General features: G+C 61.5%; 18 protein-coding genes. 17 read left to right on the top strand and 1 reads right to left on the bottom strand.

Annotated elements, in window-relative coordinates; all coding sequences use genetic code 11:
• Positions 1–123 precede the first annotated feature (123 nt).
• The 12 genes from abc-f (at position 124) to D1641_RS05125 (ending at position 10,884) form a co-directional block, all read left to right on the top strand.
• Positions 124–2,043 carry a ribosomal protection-like ABC-F family protein gene (gene abc-f / locus D1641_RS05180; RefSeq protein ID WP_160663362.1) on the top strand — a complete coding sequence of 640 codons (1,920 nt, stop codon included), beginning with the start codon at positions 124–126 and terminating at the stop codon, positions 2,041–2,043.
• Positions 2,040–2,678 carry a YdcF family protein gene (locus tag D1641_RS05175; RefSeq protein WP_160663360.1) on the top strand — a complete coding sequence of 213 codons (639 nt, stop codon included), beginning with the start codon at positions 2,040–2,042 and terminating at the stop codon, positions 2,676–2,678. The genes abc-f and D1641_RS05175 overlap by 4 nt, the downstream gene beginning before the upstream one ends.
• Positions 2,679–2,682: 4 nt before the next feature.
• On the top strand, positions 2,683–3,741 hold the full coding sequence (prfA, locus tag D1641_RS05170; RefSeq protein WP_160663358.1) for a peptide chain release factor 1: 1,059 nt from the start codon (positions 2,683–2,685) through the stop codon (positions 3,739–3,741).
• A 49-nt stretch (positions 3,742–3,790) separates the two neighbouring features.
• Positions 3,791–4,048: a hypothetical protein gene (locus D1641_RS05165; RefSeq protein WP_160663356.1), complete on the top strand. Its 258-nt coding sequence runs from the start codon at positions 3,791–3,793 to the stop codon at positions 4,046–4,048.
• An 84-nt stretch (positions 4,049–4,132) separates the two neighbouring features.
• A complete protein-coding gene (locus D1641_RS05160; RefSeq protein ID WP_160663354.1) occupies positions 4,133–4,783 on the top strand; it encodes an HAD family hydrolase in 651 nt (216 codons plus the stop codon).
• Positions 4,780–5,874, top strand: coding sequence for an L-threonylcarbamoyladenylate synthase (locus D1641_RS05155; protein ID WP_160663352.1), 1,095 nt, complete (start codon positions 4,780–4,782; stop codon positions 5,872–5,874). The genes D1641_RS05160 and D1641_RS05155 overlap by 4 nt, the downstream gene beginning before the upstream one ends.
• Before the next feature lie 93 nt (positions 5,875–5,967).
• Positions 5,968–6,711, top strand: a complete 744-nt coding sequence (locus D1641_RS05150; RefSeq protein WP_160663350.1) for a hypothetical protein — start codon at positions 5,968–5,970, stop codon at positions 6,709–6,711.
• A 31-nt stretch (positions 6,712–6,742) separates the two neighbouring features.
• Positions 6,743–7,333, top strand: coding sequence for a dephospho-CoA kinase (gene coaE / locus D1641_RS05145; protein WP_160663348.1), 591 nt, complete (start codon positions 6,743–6,745; stop codon positions 7,331–7,333).
• Positions 7,333–8,085, top strand: a complete 753-nt coding sequence (locus D1641_RS05140; RefSeq protein ID WP_160663346.1) for a hypothetical protein — start codon at positions 7,333–7,335, stop codon at positions 8,083–8,085. Before coaE ends, D1641_RS05140 begins: the two co-directional genes overlap by 1 nt.
• Positions 8,086–8,115: 30 nt before the next feature.
• A complete protein-coding gene (locus D1641_RS05135) occupies positions 8,116–9,531 on the top strand; it encodes an aminopeptidase (protein WP_243149266.1) in 1,416 nt (471 codons plus the stop codon).
• A 140-nt stretch (positions 9,532–9,671) separates the two neighbouring features.
• Positions 9,672–10,148, top strand: coding sequence for an RNA polymerase sigma factor (locus tag D1641_RS05130; RefSeq protein WP_243149265.1), 477 nt, complete (start codon positions 9,672–9,674; stop codon positions 10,146–10,148).
• A complete protein-coding gene (locus tag D1641_RS05125) occupies positions 10,138–10,884 on the top strand; it encodes a hypothetical protein (protein WP_160663342.1) in 747 nt (248 codons plus the stop codon). The genes D1641_RS05130 and D1641_RS05125 overlap by 11 nt, the downstream gene beginning before the upstream one ends.
• Positions 10,885–10,933: 49 nt before the next feature.
• Here D1641_RS05125 and D1641_RS05120 read toward each other — a convergent pair whose 3' ends face one another.
• The gene (locus tag D1641_RS05120; protein WP_160663340.1) at positions 10,934–11,518 is read right to left on the bottom strand and encodes a helix-turn-helix transcriptional regulator; all 585 of its coding nucleotides are present in this window, start codon (positions 11,516–11,518) and stop codon (positions 10,934–10,936) included.
• A gap of 200 nt (positions 11,519–11,718) precedes the next feature.
• Here D1641_RS05120 and D1641_RS05115 point away from each other — a divergent pair, with 200 nt between their 5' ends.
• From D1641_RS05115 to D1641_RS05095, 5 genes are all read left to right on the top strand, one after another.
• Positions 11,719–12,402, top strand: a complete 684-nt coding sequence (locus D1641_RS05115) for an ATP-dependent Clp protease proteolytic subunit (RefSeq protein ID WP_160663338.1) — start codon at positions 11,719–11,721, stop codon at positions 12,400–12,402.
• Between the two features lie 122 nt (positions 12,403–12,524).
• Positions 12,525–13,559 carry a DUF2804 domain-containing protein gene (locus D1641_RS05110; RefSeq protein WP_243149264.1) on the top strand — a complete coding sequence of 345 codons (1,035 nt, stop codon included), beginning with the start codon at positions 12,525–12,527 and terminating at the stop codon, positions 13,557–13,559.
• The gene (locus D1641_RS05105; RefSeq protein WP_160663334.1) at positions 13,553–14,146 is read left to right on the top strand and encodes a YgjP-like metallopeptidase domain-containing protein; all 594 of its coding nucleotides are present in this window, start codon (positions 13,553–13,555) and stop codon (positions 14,144–14,146) included. Before D1641_RS05110 ends, D1641_RS05105 begins: the two co-directional genes overlap by 7 nt.
• Before the next feature lie 6 nt (positions 14,147–14,152).
• Positions 14,153–15,424, top strand: coding sequence for a replication-associated recombination protein A (locus D1641_RS05100; RefSeq protein ID WP_160663332.1), 1,272 nt, complete (start codon positions 14,153–14,155; stop codon positions 15,422–15,424).
• A 103-nt stretch (positions 15,425–15,527) separates the two neighbouring features.
• The gene (locus D1641_RS05095; protein WP_201757245.1) at positions 15,528–16,295 is read left to right on the top strand and encodes a TSUP family transporter; all 768 of its coding nucleotides are present in this window, start codon (positions 15,528–15,530) and stop codon (positions 16,293–16,295) included.
• The last annotated feature ends 20 nt before the right edge of the window (positions 16,296–16,315 follow it).

Below are 16,315 nucleotides of genomic sequence, written 5' to 3'. Positions count from 1 at the left end.
AAGGCAGATACATTTCAGGAAAGGAAAACCCTCCGTCATTTGCTCCGCAAATGCCACCTCCCTTTTGCGAAGGGAGGCTTTCCCTGCGGGGGACGAAAGATTTTACAAGCGAGGACCCGAGCAATGATAGATATATCGGTATCCGGCGTCGTAAAGGAGTTCGAGGTCGGAAAGAAAATATTGGACGGACTGACCTTTCAGGTGGACGCGGGGGAGCGGGTAGGCCTGCTGGGGCCCAACGGCTGCGGCAAGACCACCCTCCTGCGCATCCTCACGGGGGCAGTCCATGCCGACGAGGGAGATGTGGTCATCGCGCCGGACAAGCGGCTGGGCCTCATCTCCCAGATTCCCGTTTTCCCGGCGGGTTACACCGTGGAGGACGTGCTGGACGATGCCTTCGCCCCCCTCCGGCGGATGGAGGAGGAGATGACCCGGCTGTCCCAGCAGATGGCGGAGGGGGAAAGTGATTCCGCTTTACTGTCTCGATACGACAAGCTGTCCGCTGCCTTTCAGGCCGGGGGAGGCTATGAGACAGACACCAGCAAAAACAAGGTGTGCAACGGCCTGTCCATCCCTCAGGCCATGCGGGAGCAGCTCTTCGACAAGCTGTCCGGCGGGGAAAAGACCCGGGTCAACCTGGCCCGGCTTATCCTGGAGGACACCGATATCCTCCTGCTGGACGAGCCTACCAACCACCTGGACCTGCGGGCCACCGAGTGGCTGGAGGGCTACCTGGAAAAATTCAAGGGCACTGTCCTGGCCGTCTCCCACGACCGCTACTTTTTGGACAAGGTGGTCCGGCGGGTGGTGGAAATCCAGGAGGGGAAGGCGGAGTTCTATTCGGGAAACTACAGCTTCTACGCCGTGGAGAAGGAGCGGCGGTACGAGGAGAAGCTGAAACAGTACGAAAAGGAGCAGGCCAAGATACAGCAGCTGGAGAAGGCGGCGGAGCAGCTGCGCATCTGGGCCTACTCGGGCAACGACAAGATTTTCAAGCGGGCCCAGTCCATGGAGAAGCGCATTGAGCGCATCCGCACCACCGACAAGCCCAAAAAGGACCGGAAAATGGAGGTCCGCTTCGGAGAGAGGGAGTTCCGGGGGGACGAGGTGCTGTCCATCAAGAACCTGGATAAGTCCTTCGGAGAGCGGAAGCTGTTCGAGGGGGTCAGCCTGGAGGTGGAGGGGGGCGAGCGCATCGCCCTGCTGGGTGACAACGGCGCTGGCAAGTCCACCCTCATCAAAATTATCATGGGTGAGGAGGAGCCAGACGGCGGAAAGCTTAGGAAGGGGCCAACTGTAAAGGTGGGTTACCTGCCACAGATTATTCACTTTGACCACCCGGAGCGCACCCTGGTGGATACCATGCTCTATGACCTGGACTGCACCGCCCAGACCGCCCGGAACCGGCTGGCCTCCTTCAAGTTCCGGGGGGAGGATGTATTTAAGCCGGTGTCCGCCCTGTCCGGCGGGGAGCAGTCCCGTCTGCGGCTGTGTATGCTCATGGACAGCAAGATCAACCTCCTCATTTTGGACGAGCCCACCAACCACCTGGACATCCAGAGCCGGGAGTGGATTGAGGAGGCGGTGGAGGACTACGAGGGCAATCTGCTCTTCGTCTCCCACGACCGCTACTTTATCGACCGCTTCGCCACCCGCATCTGGATGCTGGAAAACGGGAAAATCACCGACTTCAAGGGCACCTATCAGGAGTACCTGTCCGCCAAGGAGAGGGGAAAGCTGGCTGTGGGGCGCGACGACCCCGGCGCGCCGTCCTCAAAGGCCGAACCGCCTGAGAAAAAGGACAAACCCAAGCGCCCCGGCGGCACCAAGGAGCTGGAGAAGCAGGTCAACGCCGCCGAGCGGGCGGTGGGGGCCGCTGAGGAGCGGATGTATGACCTGGAGCAGGCCATTCAGGAGGCGTCGGCAGATTATTTGAAGCTCCAGGAGCTCTATGCGCAGCGGGAGGCCCTGGAGGATGAGCTTGCCCATCTGTATGCTGTCTGGGAAGGGCTGGCGGCGGACCTGGAGGAGGCACGGGGATGAGCGATCAGAAATCAAAGATCGAGATCGTCAGCTATAAGGGGCGCAGACGCCATTGGCTGCTTAAAGCACTGGTGGTCCTGGCGGCGGCGGGCTGTCTATGCTTCGCCATTCTGCTGGGGCAGGTGCTGTCCGGCGCCCGGGACGATGTGAAGGGCGACCCCAAGGCCATGGTGATCCTGGGCTGCCAGCTCCACGACTGGGGGCCGTCCATCATGCTTCGGGACCGGTTGGACAAGGCGCTGGAATACCTGGAGGACCACCCGGACATCACTGTGGTGGTCTCCGGCGGCCAGGGGGAGAACGAGCCCACTACCGAGGCCCAGGGCATGGTGGACTACTTGGTGGAGCACGGCTTTGCCCGGGAAAATATCATTCAGGAGACCCTTTCTGTCAATACATGGCAGAATCTGACCTACTCTGCCAGGCATCTTGAGGAGGCAGGGTATGCCCTCAAGGACGGCGTCATTATTGTTTCCAACGGCTTCCACCTGGCCCGTGCGAAAATGCTGGCCGGACGGGTCGGATTTGAGAACATCTCCGTTCTGTCCGCCCCCTCCAGCCACGTCCCCACGCGGCTGAAAATGTACATCCGGGAGCCCATCGCCCTGGTGAAATCTTTTGTGTTGGACAGGTGATTCCATGTTTGATAAGCTCAACGCCATTGAGGCAAAATACTCCCAGATTGAGGCCCGGCTGGGGGCGTCGGAGACCTATGCCGACCCAGAGCTGGTGGCCCGTCTGAATAAGGAGCAGGCGGAGCTCCAGCCCCTGGTGGACGCCTTCCGGGCCTATCGGAAGGCCCTGGACGCCCGGGATCAGGCGGAGGAGCTGATGGCCGACCCGGAGATGAGGGAGCTGGCCCAGGAGGAGTATCAGGCTGCGCTGGACGAGCTGCCCCGGCTGGAGCGGGAACTGCAAATTCTGCTCCTGCCCAAGGACCCCAACGACAGCAAAAATGTCATTGTGGAGATCCGCGCCGGAGTGGGCGGGGAGGAGGCCGCCCTGTTCGCCCACTCCCTGTTCCGGATGTACTCCATGTTTGCCGAGTCCAAGGGGTGGCACGTGGAGGTGGATTCCGCCAGCGAGACCGAGCTGGGCGGCGTAAAGGAGATCGTCTTTACAGTAGAGGGAGACGGGGCCTGGTCCCGGTTCAAGTTTGAAAGCGGCGTTCACCGGGTCCAGCGGGTGCCCGAGACGGAATCCGGGGGCCGGGTCCACACCTCCACGGTGACGGTGGCTGTCCTGCCCGAGATGGAGACGGCGGACGTCCAGCTCAATCCGGCGGACATCGAGATGCAGGTGTTCCGCTCCTCCGGGGCGGGGGGCCAGCATGTGAACAAGACCTCCTCCGCCGTGCGGCTGATCCACAGGCCTACCGGCACCGTGGTGGAGTGCCAGCAGGAGAGAAGCCAGTTTCAGAACCGTGACAAGGCCATGCGGCTGCTGGCCTCCCGGCTGTATGAGACAGAGCAGGAGAAAATTTCCAGCGAGTACACCGCGCGGCGGCGCAGTCAGGTGGGCTCCGGGATGCGCAACGAGCGTATCCGCACCTACAATTTTCCTCAGGGGCGGGTTACCGACCACCGCGTCGGCCTGACGCTGTACAAAATCGACCAGGTGATGGACGGGGCTCTGGACGAGATTATCGACGCTCTGGCCGCCGACCACCAGGCGGAGCTGCTGAAGGAGCAGGGATGAGGGCGGCCTGCAGCCGCCCCGACAATGATATCAAAAGGAGAAAAGTAAAATGGAAATGTATATTCATTACAAAGCTCTCCCTGAGGGGAAGGACCTGCACGATGTGGTTGGGGAGCTGAACGAGGTGCTGGAGGACGTGGGCTCGGTCTGCGGCGGCGAGGCTGGGCGCATCGACCTGGACCTGGAGGAGGAACGGGTCAACCCCAAGCACGCTCAGGTGGCGGTGAAGGCCTACCTCCAGCGGACAGAGTTCCCCAGGGACACCACAGTAGAAATCGGCTGCATGGAGATCGGAATTTACGAGTAGGGGCGTGTAGGGTGGGACGACCCGGCCCGCCGTGTGATTGAGACGGCGTGCCCAGTGGTCACGCCCTACATAAAGGAGAACAGCATGTTTAAAAATGTCATTTTCGACCTGGACGGCACCCTTCTGAACACCATCGACGATCTGGCGGACGCTGGCAACTGGGTGTGCCGGAACCACGGCTGGCCCACCCACACGGTGGAGGAGTTCAAATATTTCGTGGGCAACGGCATGACCAGGCTGGCCGAACGCTTCTCCCCGGAGAGCCAGCGGACTCCGGAGGGGATTCGGGCCGTTTTGGACGAGTTCATGCCCTACTACAGTGCCCACAAGGAGGACAAAACCGCCCCCTATCCCGGCATCCGGGAGCTGCTGGAGCGGCTGAAGGGGACCGGGCTGACGCTGGCTGTCCTGTCCAACAAGGCGCATGCCATCGTGCCCGGCATCATTGAGGGCTATTTTCCCGGTGTGTTCGCCTACGCCCAGGGGGCGGTTGACGGCGTGCCCACCAAGCCCGACCCCACCCTGCTCCACAGGCTGATGGGGGAGATGGGGGCCGCGCCCGGGGATACCCTCTTTGTGGGGGACAGCAATGTGGACATCCGCACCGCCAAAAACGGCGGACTTGTCAGCTGCGGGGTACTGTGGGGCTTTCGTACCCGCCAGGAGCTGGAGGCGGAGGGGGCGGACCATCTGGTCCAGACCCCGGAGGAGCTGGCGGAGCTGATTTTGAGATGAAAACACAACTTCTGAGTGAAAGCCAGTTCTCCCAGGCGGCGGAGATCATCCGGGGGGGCGGCCTGCTGGGCATCCCCACCGAGACGGTCTATGGCCTGGGAGCGGACGGACTGAACCCTGTGGCGGTCCGGGCCATCTTTCAGGCCAAGGGCCGGCCCCAGGATAACCCGCTGATCCTCCACATCCCGGAGGCGTCCTGGCTGGAGCGGTACTGCGAGGACATTCCGGACACGGCCTACCGACTGGCGGGGCGGTTCTGGCCTGGGCCGCTGACCATGGTCCTCCGATGCAAAAAACGCACCTCCCAGGAGCTGGAGGAGCTGAAAAATGGCCCGGTGTGCTCCTGTACCCACTTCGGGCCCCGGGTGATTCCCGACGTGGTCACCGCCGGGCTGGACACGGTGGGGATGCGCTGTCCCGCCCATCCCCTGTGTCGCGGCGTCATCCGGCTGGCCCAGACCCCCGTCGCCGCCCCCTCGGGGAATACCTCGGGCCGGCCCAGTCCCACCACCGCCCGGCACATGCTGGAGGATATGGAGGGGAAGATACCGGCTATTCTGGACGGAGGTCCCTGCACGGTGGGGGTGGAGTCCACCATTATCGACCTGACCTGCGACCCGCCCCGGCTGCTGCGCCCCGGTGGTATTACCCTGGAGCAACTCCGGGAGGTACTGGGGGAGGTAGCGGTGGACCCTGCTGTCACCCGGAAGATGGGGGAGGGGGAGAAGCCCCGGGCTCCGGGGATGAAGTACCGCCACTACGCGCCCAAGGCCCCCGTTACCGCCATAAAAGGGGAGGCGGCGCAGAGCGCCGCTTACATTCTGAACCGTCTGTCCCACACCCGCTGGGATGGGGTAATCTGCTTTGAGGAGTTCCTGCCTCTGTTTGCAGAGGAGGAGGGCCCTATCCTGTCTTTGGGCCCGGCTGGCGACAAGGGCGAGCAGGCCAGGCGGCTTTTTGATGCCCTGCGGGCCATGGACCGTACCGATGTGAAAAGAATCTGGGCCCAATGTCCCGATGACGGCGGCATAGGCTTGGCTGTGTCCAACCGGCTGAACAAGGCTGCGGGCTTCCATATTATCCAGATTTGACCGACTATCTCCCAAAAATGACCGACTGTCTGAAATCCCTTGCATTTTTCCGTTGCTTCCGTTATGTTGGAAGGGCAGAAAGGGGTGGATGGTATGAACTGGGGCAACCTGTTTTGGATTCCCTACGCCGCGGCCCACACTGTTGCCGCAATCTTTTCCACGTTTTTGGAGATAGATCTAAACAAAATACAGCGGCCCGGACTCTGGGCCTGGGCTGTTCCAGGGGTATGCCTGATTCTGCTGGCCTTGGACCTGACTGGGCGGATCAGCCTGCGGGGGAGCGGGGCCAGGCTTTTGGCCGCCTTGATGCTCCCCCTCCTGTGCAGCCGCGGGGAGTTGCTGCTCTGGGATAACTATATTTCGGACAGGGCTGCGCCGGTGGTCTGGGTGTGGGTGTTTTCCCAGCTCCTGCTGGCGGGGGATGTGCTCCTGCGGGAGGAGAAATTGGATGCCCCGCTGGACAAAGCGGAGGCCCTGCTGGAGCATGGGAGCACGCTGGGTGTGATCACTGCGGTCTGGCTGGCGCTGATGGCCGGCGCGGTCCTCTTTATGTCCACCGCTGGTCTGCTGCTGTCTTTGATTGTGGGAGGTCTCATCTCTACCCGGAACGGTCTGCTGGACTACGGCGGGGTGAAGGGCCTGCTGCTGGGGATCGGGATGCTGTACCTACTCCAGTGCCTGTGGTACTGCCGGGGGGCCAGGCTGTCCCAGACAGATGAGCTGGAACAGGACGGCAGCGTTCCGCTGCTCTCCCTGTTTGTTCCGTTTTGGAACCGGGTCCAGGCCCGGAAGCTGACACGGCGGCTTCAAATGCGGGGTGTGAAAGACTATTACTGATAGGCCCGCAACGTCCGAAGGAGCGACAAAAATGACTATTCTGGGTATCACCGGCCCCACCGGGGCGGGCAAGACCACCTTGCTCCGGGAGGTGGAAAAGCTGGGGGGCGGAGTCATCGACTGCGATGCCGTCTACCACGAATTACTGAAAAGTGATTCCGCTTTACAGAATAAGCTGGAGCAGGAGTTTGGCCCGCTCTGGGATGATACCGGGCCCATCGACCGGAAGAAGCTGGGGGCGGTGGTTTTTCACGCCCCTGAACGGCTGGAGAAGCTCAATGCCATTGCCTGGGAGGCGGTGGTGGCCCGGACAAAGGTGCTGGCGGAGGAATACCAAAAGCAGGGGAGAGCCCTGGCGGCCATCGACGCCATCGCCCTGCTGGAGTGCCCAATAAAAGAATTATGTAAACTGACCGTGGCCGTCCTGGCCCCGCCCGAGGTGCGGGTACGCCGCATTATGGCCCGGGAGGGTATTTCCGAGGACTACGCCTGGGCTCGGGTGAAGGCCCAGAAGCCGGACGCGTATTTTATTGAGAACTGTGACTATACTCTGATTAACGACTGTTCCAGTGCGGAAGAATTTTCTCAGAAGGCGCGGGTTTTGTTGGAGGAACTCCTATAATGGAACTTTTTTCAATTCCCCTGCACACCAGCTGGACGGTATGGAAAAATGACCAGGCAGAGGGCTTGGAGCTTGGCTTTCAGCACCGGGAGCAAAAAAGCTGGCATCGGTATCAGGACTACGATCTGTCTCTCTGCCTTCGACGGGAGAAGGCGGGATGCTGCCTGACCCTCACGGTGTCGCCTAAAATTGGGGAGCGCCGGCAGCTGGCGGCGTGCTGCGTCCAGGCGCTGGAGGCTTTGCCGGAAAAGCTGTCTCTGTTCCAGGCTATGTCCAGCCCGAGCTGCTGGCGGGAAGAGGATCGGACTTGGATTGCCGGTTTGTGGGAGGCGGAGCGGCAGTGCCTGGGCACCCGCCATTTCCGGCAGCTGGAGCCGTCCCGGCCTCCTGTGCCGGTGGATTTTGTCCCATTAAAAATTCCAGCGGGGTGGGAGGCGGCCTGGAACACCTTTGACTGCGACTACCTTCAGCCGGACTTTTTGGCAAAATTTCTGGCCCCAGAGAGGGAACGCCCGCAGTTCCACTGGGAACGGGATATTGCGATGTTTGTCAGCAAGGAGCCTGCGCTCTGCCTGGACCTGGAGGACTGGTCCGGCGAGGACATGCGCACCGCCGCCTTTCGGGTCCACCTCTACCGCTGGAGGGAGGAGGGACCGGAGACGCTGGGGGAGGAGATGACCCGAGACCCCCGGCGGGCGGTGGAGAAGCTGGAAGAATTTTTCCTGTGGGAGGAGACCCTGCAAATGGGATAAGCCCCAAAATACGACTAGGAGGTTATTTTCATGAGCGAGGAAATGAAAGAACAGACCCGAGGCGAGCAGCTGCGCAAGGCGCTGCTCTATGACAAGAAAAACGGCTACGACCGGCTGGTCCCCGGCGAACTGGAGGCCATGGAGGCCTACTGCACCGGCTACAAGCAGTTCCTGGACGCGGGCAAGACCGAGCGGGAGTGCGTGGACCGGGCCGTCGCTCTGGCGGAGAAGGCCGGCTTCCGGCCCTACGCCCGCGGGGACGCGCTGAACCCGGGGGACAAGGTCTACCGGGTGAACCGGGGCAAGGCGGTCACCCTTGCGGTTATCGGCAAGAAGCCGCTGTCCGAGGGGGCCCACATCGGTGCGGCCCACATCGACTCCCCCCGGCTGGACCTGAAGCAGAACCCCCTCTATGAGGCGGAGGAGCTGGCCTACCTCAAGACCCACTACTACGGCGGCATCCGCAAATACCAGTGGGTGACCATCCCCCTGGAGCTCCACGGGGTGATCGCCCTGAAAAGCGGTCAGACCGTCCGGGTGTCCATCGGCGACGGGGAGGGCGACCCCCTGTTCACCATCGACGACCTGCTGCCCCATCTGGGAGTGGAGCAGTCCAAGAAACCTTTAGGGGAGGCCATTCCGGCGGAAAATCTGAACATTCTGGTGGGCAGCCGCCCCCTGGCCGACGACGAGGGCAAGGACCGGGTGAAGCTGGCCGCCCTGGAGCTGCTCAACCGGAAATACGGCATCACCGAGGCAGACTTCATTTCCGCCGAGCTGTGCGCCGTCCCTGCCTTTCAAGCAAGCGACATCGGCTTCGACCGATCCCTCATCGGTGCCTATGGCCATGACGACCGGGTGTGCGCCTACGCCGCCCTGGCCGCTCTCCTCCAGCTCAGCGACCCGGAGTACACCGCCGTGTGTATGCTGGCCGACAAGGAGGAGATCGGCTCCGAGGGTGTTACCGGCATGAAGTCCGCCGCCTTCGACACCTTCATGGAGGACCTGTGTCAGGCCCAGAGCGTCTCCCTGCGGGCCTGCTATGAGAAGTCCTTCTGCCTGTCTGCCGACGTGACAGCGGCCTACGACCCCAACTTTGCCGATGTGTACGAGAAGCGCAACAGTGCCTTTGTGAATTATGGCATGGGCCTGTGCAAGTATACCGGGGCCCGGGGCAAGTCCGGGGCCTCCGATGCCTCCGCCGAGGTGGTGGCCCGGGTGCGCCGGGTGCTGGACAGCGCCAACGTGGTCTGGCAGATGGCCGAGCTGGGCAAGGTGGACGCTGGCGGAGGCGGCACCGTGGCCGCCTATATGGCCGAGCGGAACATCGACACCCTGGACGCCGGGGTGCCGGTCTTATCCATGCACGCCCCCTTCGAGACAGTGGGCAAGCTGGACTGCTATATGACCTTCAAGGGCATGAAGGCGATTTTTGAGGAAGTTTAAAGCTGGGATAAGCGCACAGCGGAGTCCGCAGAAGAGCGGCCTCCGCTGTTTTTATAAAAAAATTCCCTGGGTATGAAACATTCTTCTGGTTTGGGTCGTATCTAAAGTGAAAGGACGGTGATCGAAAGGTGGACTCTTTGTTGCGTACGGACCAGGAGCTCACTGCGCTGTATCACCGCCATGTGGACACGGTCTGGCGGGTCTGCTACTCCTTTCTGAAGAACAGGGCGGATACGGAGGACATGGTGCAGGAGGCCTTTCTGCGCGCGTATTTCTGGAATAAGCCCTTCCGGTCAGAGGAGCACGAAAAGGCGTGGCTGATCGTCACCGCCTCCAACCTGTGCAAGGATGCGCTGAAGCGGGCCTGGCGCCGGGACGAGCCTTTAGAGGACCACCTGAAGCTGACTGCGCCCGGACGGGATACCCAGGTCCTTGAGGCGGTTCTGGCTCTGCCTGAGCACTACAAAGCGGCGGTCTATCTGTACTATTACGAGGGCTACAGCGTCAAAGAGACCGCCTCGCTTCTGCACTGTCCGCAGGCTACGGTCCGTACCCGTCTCGCTCGGGCCAGGAAACAGCTAAAACAGATGTTAGGCGGTGATTTGGATGAAAAATAGGGAGATCTGCTCCGCATATGACAGGATTCTTCTCAGCGGGGAGGAAAAAGAGGAACTGCTGCAAAGATTACTGGCCGCGGCGTCAGAGCCGCAGGCGGAAAGGAAGATGATTACCATGAAAACCATAAAAAAGAGATACATCGTACTGGCCGCGGCGCTGATTGCGCTGGCCCTGTCCTGCACGGCGATGGCCAGCGGCGTGCTGGGGGAGACCTTTGGCTTGTGGCTGGGGGACCGAAAGGTGGCGCTGGACAAGCTGACGCCAGTGGCTTTCGATCTGGAGGGCTTCCTGGCCGAATATCCCACCGGGATTGTTGATCAGGATCGTGTGTTCCGGGATGCCGACAGCTTTACCCGGGCCACCGGGATGACCTTGCCCGGGGCGGAGGAGCTTCAAATGACCGATATTGCGCTTTCCATCTCCAACCGCTGGCGCACCGGCCACCTCTGCATGACAGTGAGTACAGGGGACGGAGAGGCCCAGATGAACGGCATGTTCCTGCTGGAGGGGCACACCCAGGAGATGTACGGCTACGGTGTGGAGAACACCAGGGCGGATGAGGTCTATGAATATGCGGAGGGACGTAAGGCGTATTTCATCAAGGGTGATGAAATCATTCAGGTGTATTTTGTGGAGGACGGCGTCATGTTACAGATGTTCGTGGAAAATTCCCGGTCGGGGAAAGAGCTGGGCAAAAAGATCGTAGACCGTATGGCGGGCGCTCCTGAGAGCTAAAGTGAATAGAAGCAGAGGCCCCGGACCAGCGGTCCGGGGCTTTTTGCGGTTATTTCAGCTTCTTCTCCAGCCGCCAGACCTTGACAGCCAGAACGACAAACACGGTCAATAGAAGAAGGGGGACGCCCAGGGCAAAAAAGGTTTCCAGTGGGTTGAGAGTGGCGGTGGCGGTCAGGATAGCGGTGGGGCCGTCAGCCCCGCCGATGATGCTGGTCGCAGCGGGTGACAGGTAGATTCCCTTGACAAGCTCCGCCCACACAGAGCTGAAAAAGGTGGTGAACAGCCACAACAGGCTGAGGAGACAGCCGCCGGTCAAAAACCACCGGAACAGCCGTAAGTACCGCCGGGTGACGGCCCGCTCCGACTGCCCCAGGGCCTGGGACACCGCCGCGTCCGCCTCGGCCACGGTGAGGGTGTCCGCCTCCTGGCGCCTGCCCTGCATCAGCTCCAGAAGAGACACCCCCAGCGCCTGGGCCAGGGGCTCCAGCAGCTTCATGTCTGGGAATCCCTTGCCCGTCTCCCACTTTGAAACGGCCTTGTCGGTGACGTTCAGCTTGTCGGCCAGCTCCTTCTGGGTCAGGCCCAGCTCCTTCCGCAGCTGAGCAATAAAGGCTCCAAATTGCGTATTGTCCAATTTGCTTCGCTCCTTTCGTTGCTCCAAGTCTAGCGCAAAGGGATGAAAAAGGCAACCTACGAAAAGTAGAGCGGCTAAAATCCGCGGTTCTGCGTATCCTAGCCATATAGGAGCGGATATCAACCGCCCGAAGGATTTTTGACGTGTGTCGCAGAACGGGCGGGTGATACCCGCCCCTACAGCAGAGGAGGCGCTGTCTTATGGACGAAGAGCGTATAGAGGAGCAAGTCAGTGAAAGCCCCATTGAAGACCTGGGCTCCTCAATCATCCGAACAGACCGGGGCACTGTCTATGTGCTGACCATCGTGGGTCAGATCGAGGGCCACCAGCTGCTTCCCCCCACCAGCAAGAGCACCAAGTATGAGCATGTCCTGCCCCTGCTGGCCGCCATCGAGGGCGGTCAGGACATCGACGGCCTGCTCATTCTTCTGAACAACGGCGGGGGAGATGTGGAGGCCGGGCTGGCCATCTCTGAGGTAATCGCCTCCATGTCCAAGCCCACCGTCTCTCTGGTGCTGGGGGGCAGTCACTCCATCGGAGTCCCCCTGGCGGTGTCGGCAAAAAAGTCCTTCATCGCTCCATCGGCCGCCATGACCATCCACCCGGTGCGGCTCAACGGCCTGGTCATCGGCGTGCCCCAGACCTTCTACTATTTCGAGCGCATTCAGGAGCGGATCTTGCAGTTTGTCACTGCCAACAGCGGAGTAAAGCGTGAAGCCTTTACAAAGCTGATGCTCCAGACGGGAGAGCTGGCCGCCGACGTGGGCAGCATCATCTACGGCGAGGAGGCGGTGGAGCTGGGGCTGATTGACCGGATCGGGGGCCTCTCCGATGCGCTGGGGTGCCTGTATGAGATGATTGAGGAGAAGCGGCAAAAGCCCTAGGTACAGGGCTGAAAACCGGGCGGAAAACTCCGCCCGGTTTTTGCGCAGTCATTTTAAGAAAATGATTGCAGGAATTTGGATTTTACAGTATAATGAGCGGGAACGAAAGGAGGCGGACGGCCATGGAACAGCACGAGATTACCGCGGCGGGGCCGCTGCTGGACGAGCAGGGCAACCTGAGAGAGCCAGGCTTTGCCAAAAAGCTGCTGCCGGTCTACAACCGGAATCACATCAGAGCCTCCGCCCTGCGCATCAAGGAATGGGACTACTACTGCGTGATGAACGGCCAGTTCGCCCTGGCCCTGACCATCGCGGACAACAGCTATATGGGGCTGGACTCCATCTCCCTGATAGATTTCTGGGAGAACACCCAGATTACCAGGAGCCCCATGCGGCTGATGCCCATGGGGAGTACCGGCATGCCCAAAAGCACGCTGGAGGGGGACAGCGCCTCCGGGGGCAAGGGCTACTCTCTGCTGTTCCGGCGGGAGGAGGACAGGCGGGTACTCTACGCCCACATGGACAGCTTTCGGGGAAATGAGTGCTTAGACGCCTATATTGAGCTCACCGACGAACCGGAGGAGTCCATGGTCATCTGCACCCCCTTCGACAAGCCGGGACACTTCTACTTTAACCAGAAGATCAACTGCCTGCGGGCTTCCGGAAAGGTGACGGTGGGGGAGGACGAGTACATGCTGGACCCCGCCGACTCCTTCGGCGTGCTGGACTGGGGCCGGGGTGTGTGGACCTATCACAACACCTGGTACTGGGCCTCCGCCTCCGGGCTGGCGGAGGGGATTCCCTTCGGCTTCAACCTGGGCTGCGGCTTTGGAGACACCTCCGCCGCCACTGAGAATATGCTGTTTTATAACGGCAAGGCCCACAAGCTGTCCAAAGTCCGCTTCCGCATCCCCGGACGCCGCCGCAGGCGCCGTTATATGGAGCAGTGGGAGTTTACCAGCGACGACGGCCGGTTTGAGATGCGCTTCGACCCCGTCCTGGACCGCTCCGCCAGCGCCAGTGCCGCGGGGGTCGTCAAGTCGGACCAGCACCAGATTTTTGGCAGGTTCACCGGCCTGGCCATTCTGGATGACGGCACCGAGGTGTTTGTCAAGGACTTTTTGGGCTTTGCCGAGGAAGTGGAGAACAAATGGTAGCTCAGCCTCAGCGGCGCCTGGTGGACACGCCCCACGGGGTGCTGACCTATACGCTGACCCGTAAAACGGTGAAAAATCTGAATCTGCGTGTCGGGCCCGGGGGAGAGGTGGCGGTCTCCATCCCCCGGCGCTGTTCTGTCCGGCAGGCGGACGACTTTGTCCGGAGCAGGAGCGGCTGGATTCTGGACGCGCTCCGCCGCTGGGAGGACCGGCAGGCCGAGCCCCTGCCGCCCGCGTCCCGGGAGGACTGCGCCCGGCTTTTGGGCGAGGCCCTGGCCCGGGTCTACCCCCTGGTGGAGCCCCTGGGAGTGATCCTTCCGCCCCTGCGGCTGCGGGCGTTGAAAAGCCAGTGGGGCAACTGTCACTGGGCCCAGGGGTACATCACCCTGAACACCGCCCTGGCCCGGTGCCCGGAGGAGTTAAGGGATTATGTGGCCCTCCATGAGTTGGTCCACTTTCTTCACCACGACCACGGCCCGGGGTTTTATGCCCAAATGGACGCCCTCATGCCCGACTGGCGGCGGCGGCGGAAGGCGCTGAAGGGCTATACCGGGGCGCTGGGAAAAGAACGATCAGGAAAGGTGTGACAGGCTATGGCATATCGCCCTTTAGCGGACGAAATACGCCCTCAAGCTCTGGACGAGGTGGTGGGTCAGGCTCATATTTTAGGGAAAAACGGTTTGCTCCGCCGGATCGTGGAGGGGGGCAACGTCCCCAACCTGATTTTCTACGGCCCATCCGGGACGGGCAAGACCACAGTAGCCAACATCATCGCCCAGCGGACCAACCGGCCCCTCCACCGGCTCAACGCCACCACCGCCTCCATCTCTGACATCAAGGACATTATGGCGGATATCGGCACCCTGCTCGCCCCGGAGGGCGTCCTGCTCTATCTGGACGAGATCCAGTATTTTAACAAAAAGCAGCAGCAGTCCCTTCTGGAGTTTATGGAGGACGGCCGCATCACCCTCATCGCCTCCACCACCGAGAACCCCTTTTTTGCCGTTTTCGGGGCGGTGCTGTCCCGGGCCAGCGTATTTGAATTTAAGCAAATCACCGCAGCGGATGTACTCCCCGCCATCGACCGAGGGCTGTCCATTATGTCACAGCGCCTGGGGGCGGAGGTCCGGTGTGAGGATGGGGTTCGGGAGCATATCGCCTCCGCCTGCGGCGGGGACGTGCGCAAGGCCATGAACGCCATCGAGCTGCTTCTCACTGCCGCCAGGCGGGAGCAAGGAAAACTCCTTGTCACCTTGGACGACGCCCAGACGGCGGCCCAGAAGTCCGCCATGCGCTACGACCGGGAGGGGGACGCCCACTTCGACATCGCCTCCGCCCTGATGAAATCGCTGCGGGGCTCTGACCCGGATGCCGCCCTCCACTACCTGGCCCGGCTGCTGGAGGCGGGGGACCTGATTACCGCCATCCGGCGCATCCTGTGCTCCGCCAGCGAGGACATCGGCCTGGCCTACCCCATGGCGGTTCCTATCGTCAAGGCCTGTGTGGACAACGCGCTCCAGCTGGGCCTGCCGGAGGCCAAGCTGCCGCTGGCTGAGGCGGTGATCCTCCTGGCTACCGCCCCCAAGTCCAACACCGCCTGCATGGCTATCGACGCTGCCCTGGCCGACGTCCGGGCGGGCCGCACGGGCAGCATCCCACGGGAGCTGCAAAATGTTCACGCTGACTCCGCCGGCCAGGAGCGGGATCAGGGCTATAAGTATCCTCACAGCTTCCCGCGCCACTGGGTGGCGCAGCAGTATCTGCCCGACGAGCTGGTGGGAACCCGCTACTACCAGTATGGCGACAACAAAACCGAACAGGCAGCCAGGCGGTACTGGGAGGAGATCAAGGGAGAGAGCCTGTAGAAACCCATGATGGTAAGTAAAACCAGAAGGAAAAACGAAGTTTTTCGCAAAGTTCTTTTCGGTTCCTTTTCTTTCAAGAAAAGGAACAAAAGGGGAGAGGAAATTGGAAGAATTAATACATATCTGGCTGATTGTCTGTCCGCTGGTGTTTTTAGGCGGCGTGATTGACGCGGTGGCCGGGGGAGGCGGGCTGATTACCCTGCCGGCTTATTTGCTGGCGGGCCTGCCCGCCCATCTGGCGTCAGGGACCAACAAGTGCAGCAGTACCTTCGGAACCTTCCTGTCCACTGTACGGTTTTTGAAACGGGGGGACGTACATATTCCAAGCGCCGCCGCCGGAGCAGCGGGCGCATTGGCGGGCGCCTGGGCGGGAGCCCGGCTCAACCTGATTGTGCCGGAGCAGGTGCTCTACTACGTTATGCTGGCGGTGGTGCCGGTCATGGCTGTCTTTCTGCTGTTGAAGCGGGATTTCGGCCAGGAGGACCGCTCCGGCGAGCTGAGCCGGCTTCAGCTGATGTCCATGGCCCTGGGCATCGGACTGGTAATCGGCGGCTACGACGGCTTCTTCGGCCCAGGGGCGGGGACCTTCCTGATTTTGGCCTTTACCGGGCTGTGCCGGTTTGACCTGCTTACCGCTTCGGGAAATACCAAGGCGGCCAACCTGGCCAGCAACCTGGCCTCACTGAGCACCTTCGCCCTGGCGGGGAAGGTGCTGTGGTCTGTGGGTATCCCCGCCGCCCTGTGCGGCATTGCAGGCCACTATGTGGGCTCCGGACTGGCCTTGAAGGGTGGAGCCAAAGTGATCCGCCCCATGTTCTTTGTGGTGCTGGTTCTGCTGCTGGCCCGGCTGGTATACGGTCTGATTGTGTGAAAAAAGCCGCTCATTGAGCG

The organism is Colidextribacter sp. OB.20, assembly GCF_009911595.1.
Lineage (GTDB): Bacteria > Bacillota > Clostridia > Oscillospirales > Oscillospiraceae > Lawsonibacter.
The sequence above is the reverse complement of the archived record's forward strand: the minus strand, read 5'-3'. Positions and strand labels throughout refer to the sequence as shown.

Coding starts and splice junctions, on each gene's coding strand:
- abc-f (WP_160663362.1), top strand. CDS start 124: ATGATAGATATATCGGTATCCGGCGTCGTAAAGGAGTTCGAGGTCGGA.
- D1641_RS05175 (WP_160663360.1), top strand. CDS start 2,040: ATGAGCGATCAGAAATCAAAGATCGAGATCGTCAGCTATAAGGGGCGC.
- prfA (WP_160663358.1), top strand. CDS start 2,683: ATGTTTGATAAGCTCAACGCCATTGAGGCAAAATACTCCCAGATTGAG.
- D1641_RS05165 (WP_160663356.1), top strand. CDS start 3,791: ATGGAAATGTATATTCATTACAAAGCTCTCCCTGAGGGGAAGGACCTG.
- D1641_RS05160 (WP_160663354.1), top strand. CDS start 4,133: ATGTTTAAAAATGTCATTTTCGACCTGGACGGCACCCTTCTGAACACC.
- D1641_RS05155 (WP_160663352.1), top strand. CDS start 4,780: ATGAAAACACAACTTCTGAGTGAAAGCCAGTTCTCCCAGGCGGCGGAG.
- D1641_RS05150 (WP_160663350.1), top strand. CDS start 5,968: ATGAACTGGGGCAACCTGTTTTGGATTCCCTACGCCGCGGCCCACACT.
- coaE (WP_160663348.1), top strand. CDS start 6,743: ATGACTATTCTGGGTATCACCGGCCCCACCGGGGCGGGCAAGACCACC.
- D1641_RS05140 (WP_160663346.1), top strand. CDS start 7,333: ATGGAACTTTTTTCAATTCCCCTGCACACCAGCTGGACGGTATGGAAA.
- D1641_RS05135 (WP_243149266.1), top strand. CDS start 8,116: ATGAGCGAGGAAATGAAAGAACAGACCCGAGGCGAGCAGCTGCGCAAG.
- D1641_RS05125 (WP_160663342.1), top strand. CDS start 10,138: ATGAAAAATAGGGAGATCTGCTCCGCATATGACAGGATTCTTCTCAGC.
- D1641_RS05115 (WP_160663338.1), top strand. CDS start 11,719: ATGGACGAAGAGCGTATAGAGGAGCAAGTCAGTGAAAGCCCCATTGAA.
- D1641_RS05110 (WP_243149264.1), top strand. CDS start 12,525: ATGGAACAGCACGAGATTACCGCGGCGGGGCCGCTGCTGGACGAGCAG.
- D1641_RS05105 (WP_160663334.1), top strand. CDS start 13,553: ATGGTAGCTCAGCCTCAGCGGCGCCTGGTGGACACGCCCCACGGGGTG.
- D1641_RS05100 (WP_160663332.1), top strand. CDS start 14,153: ATGGCATATCGCCCTTTAGCGGACGAAATACGCCCTCAAGCTCTGGAC.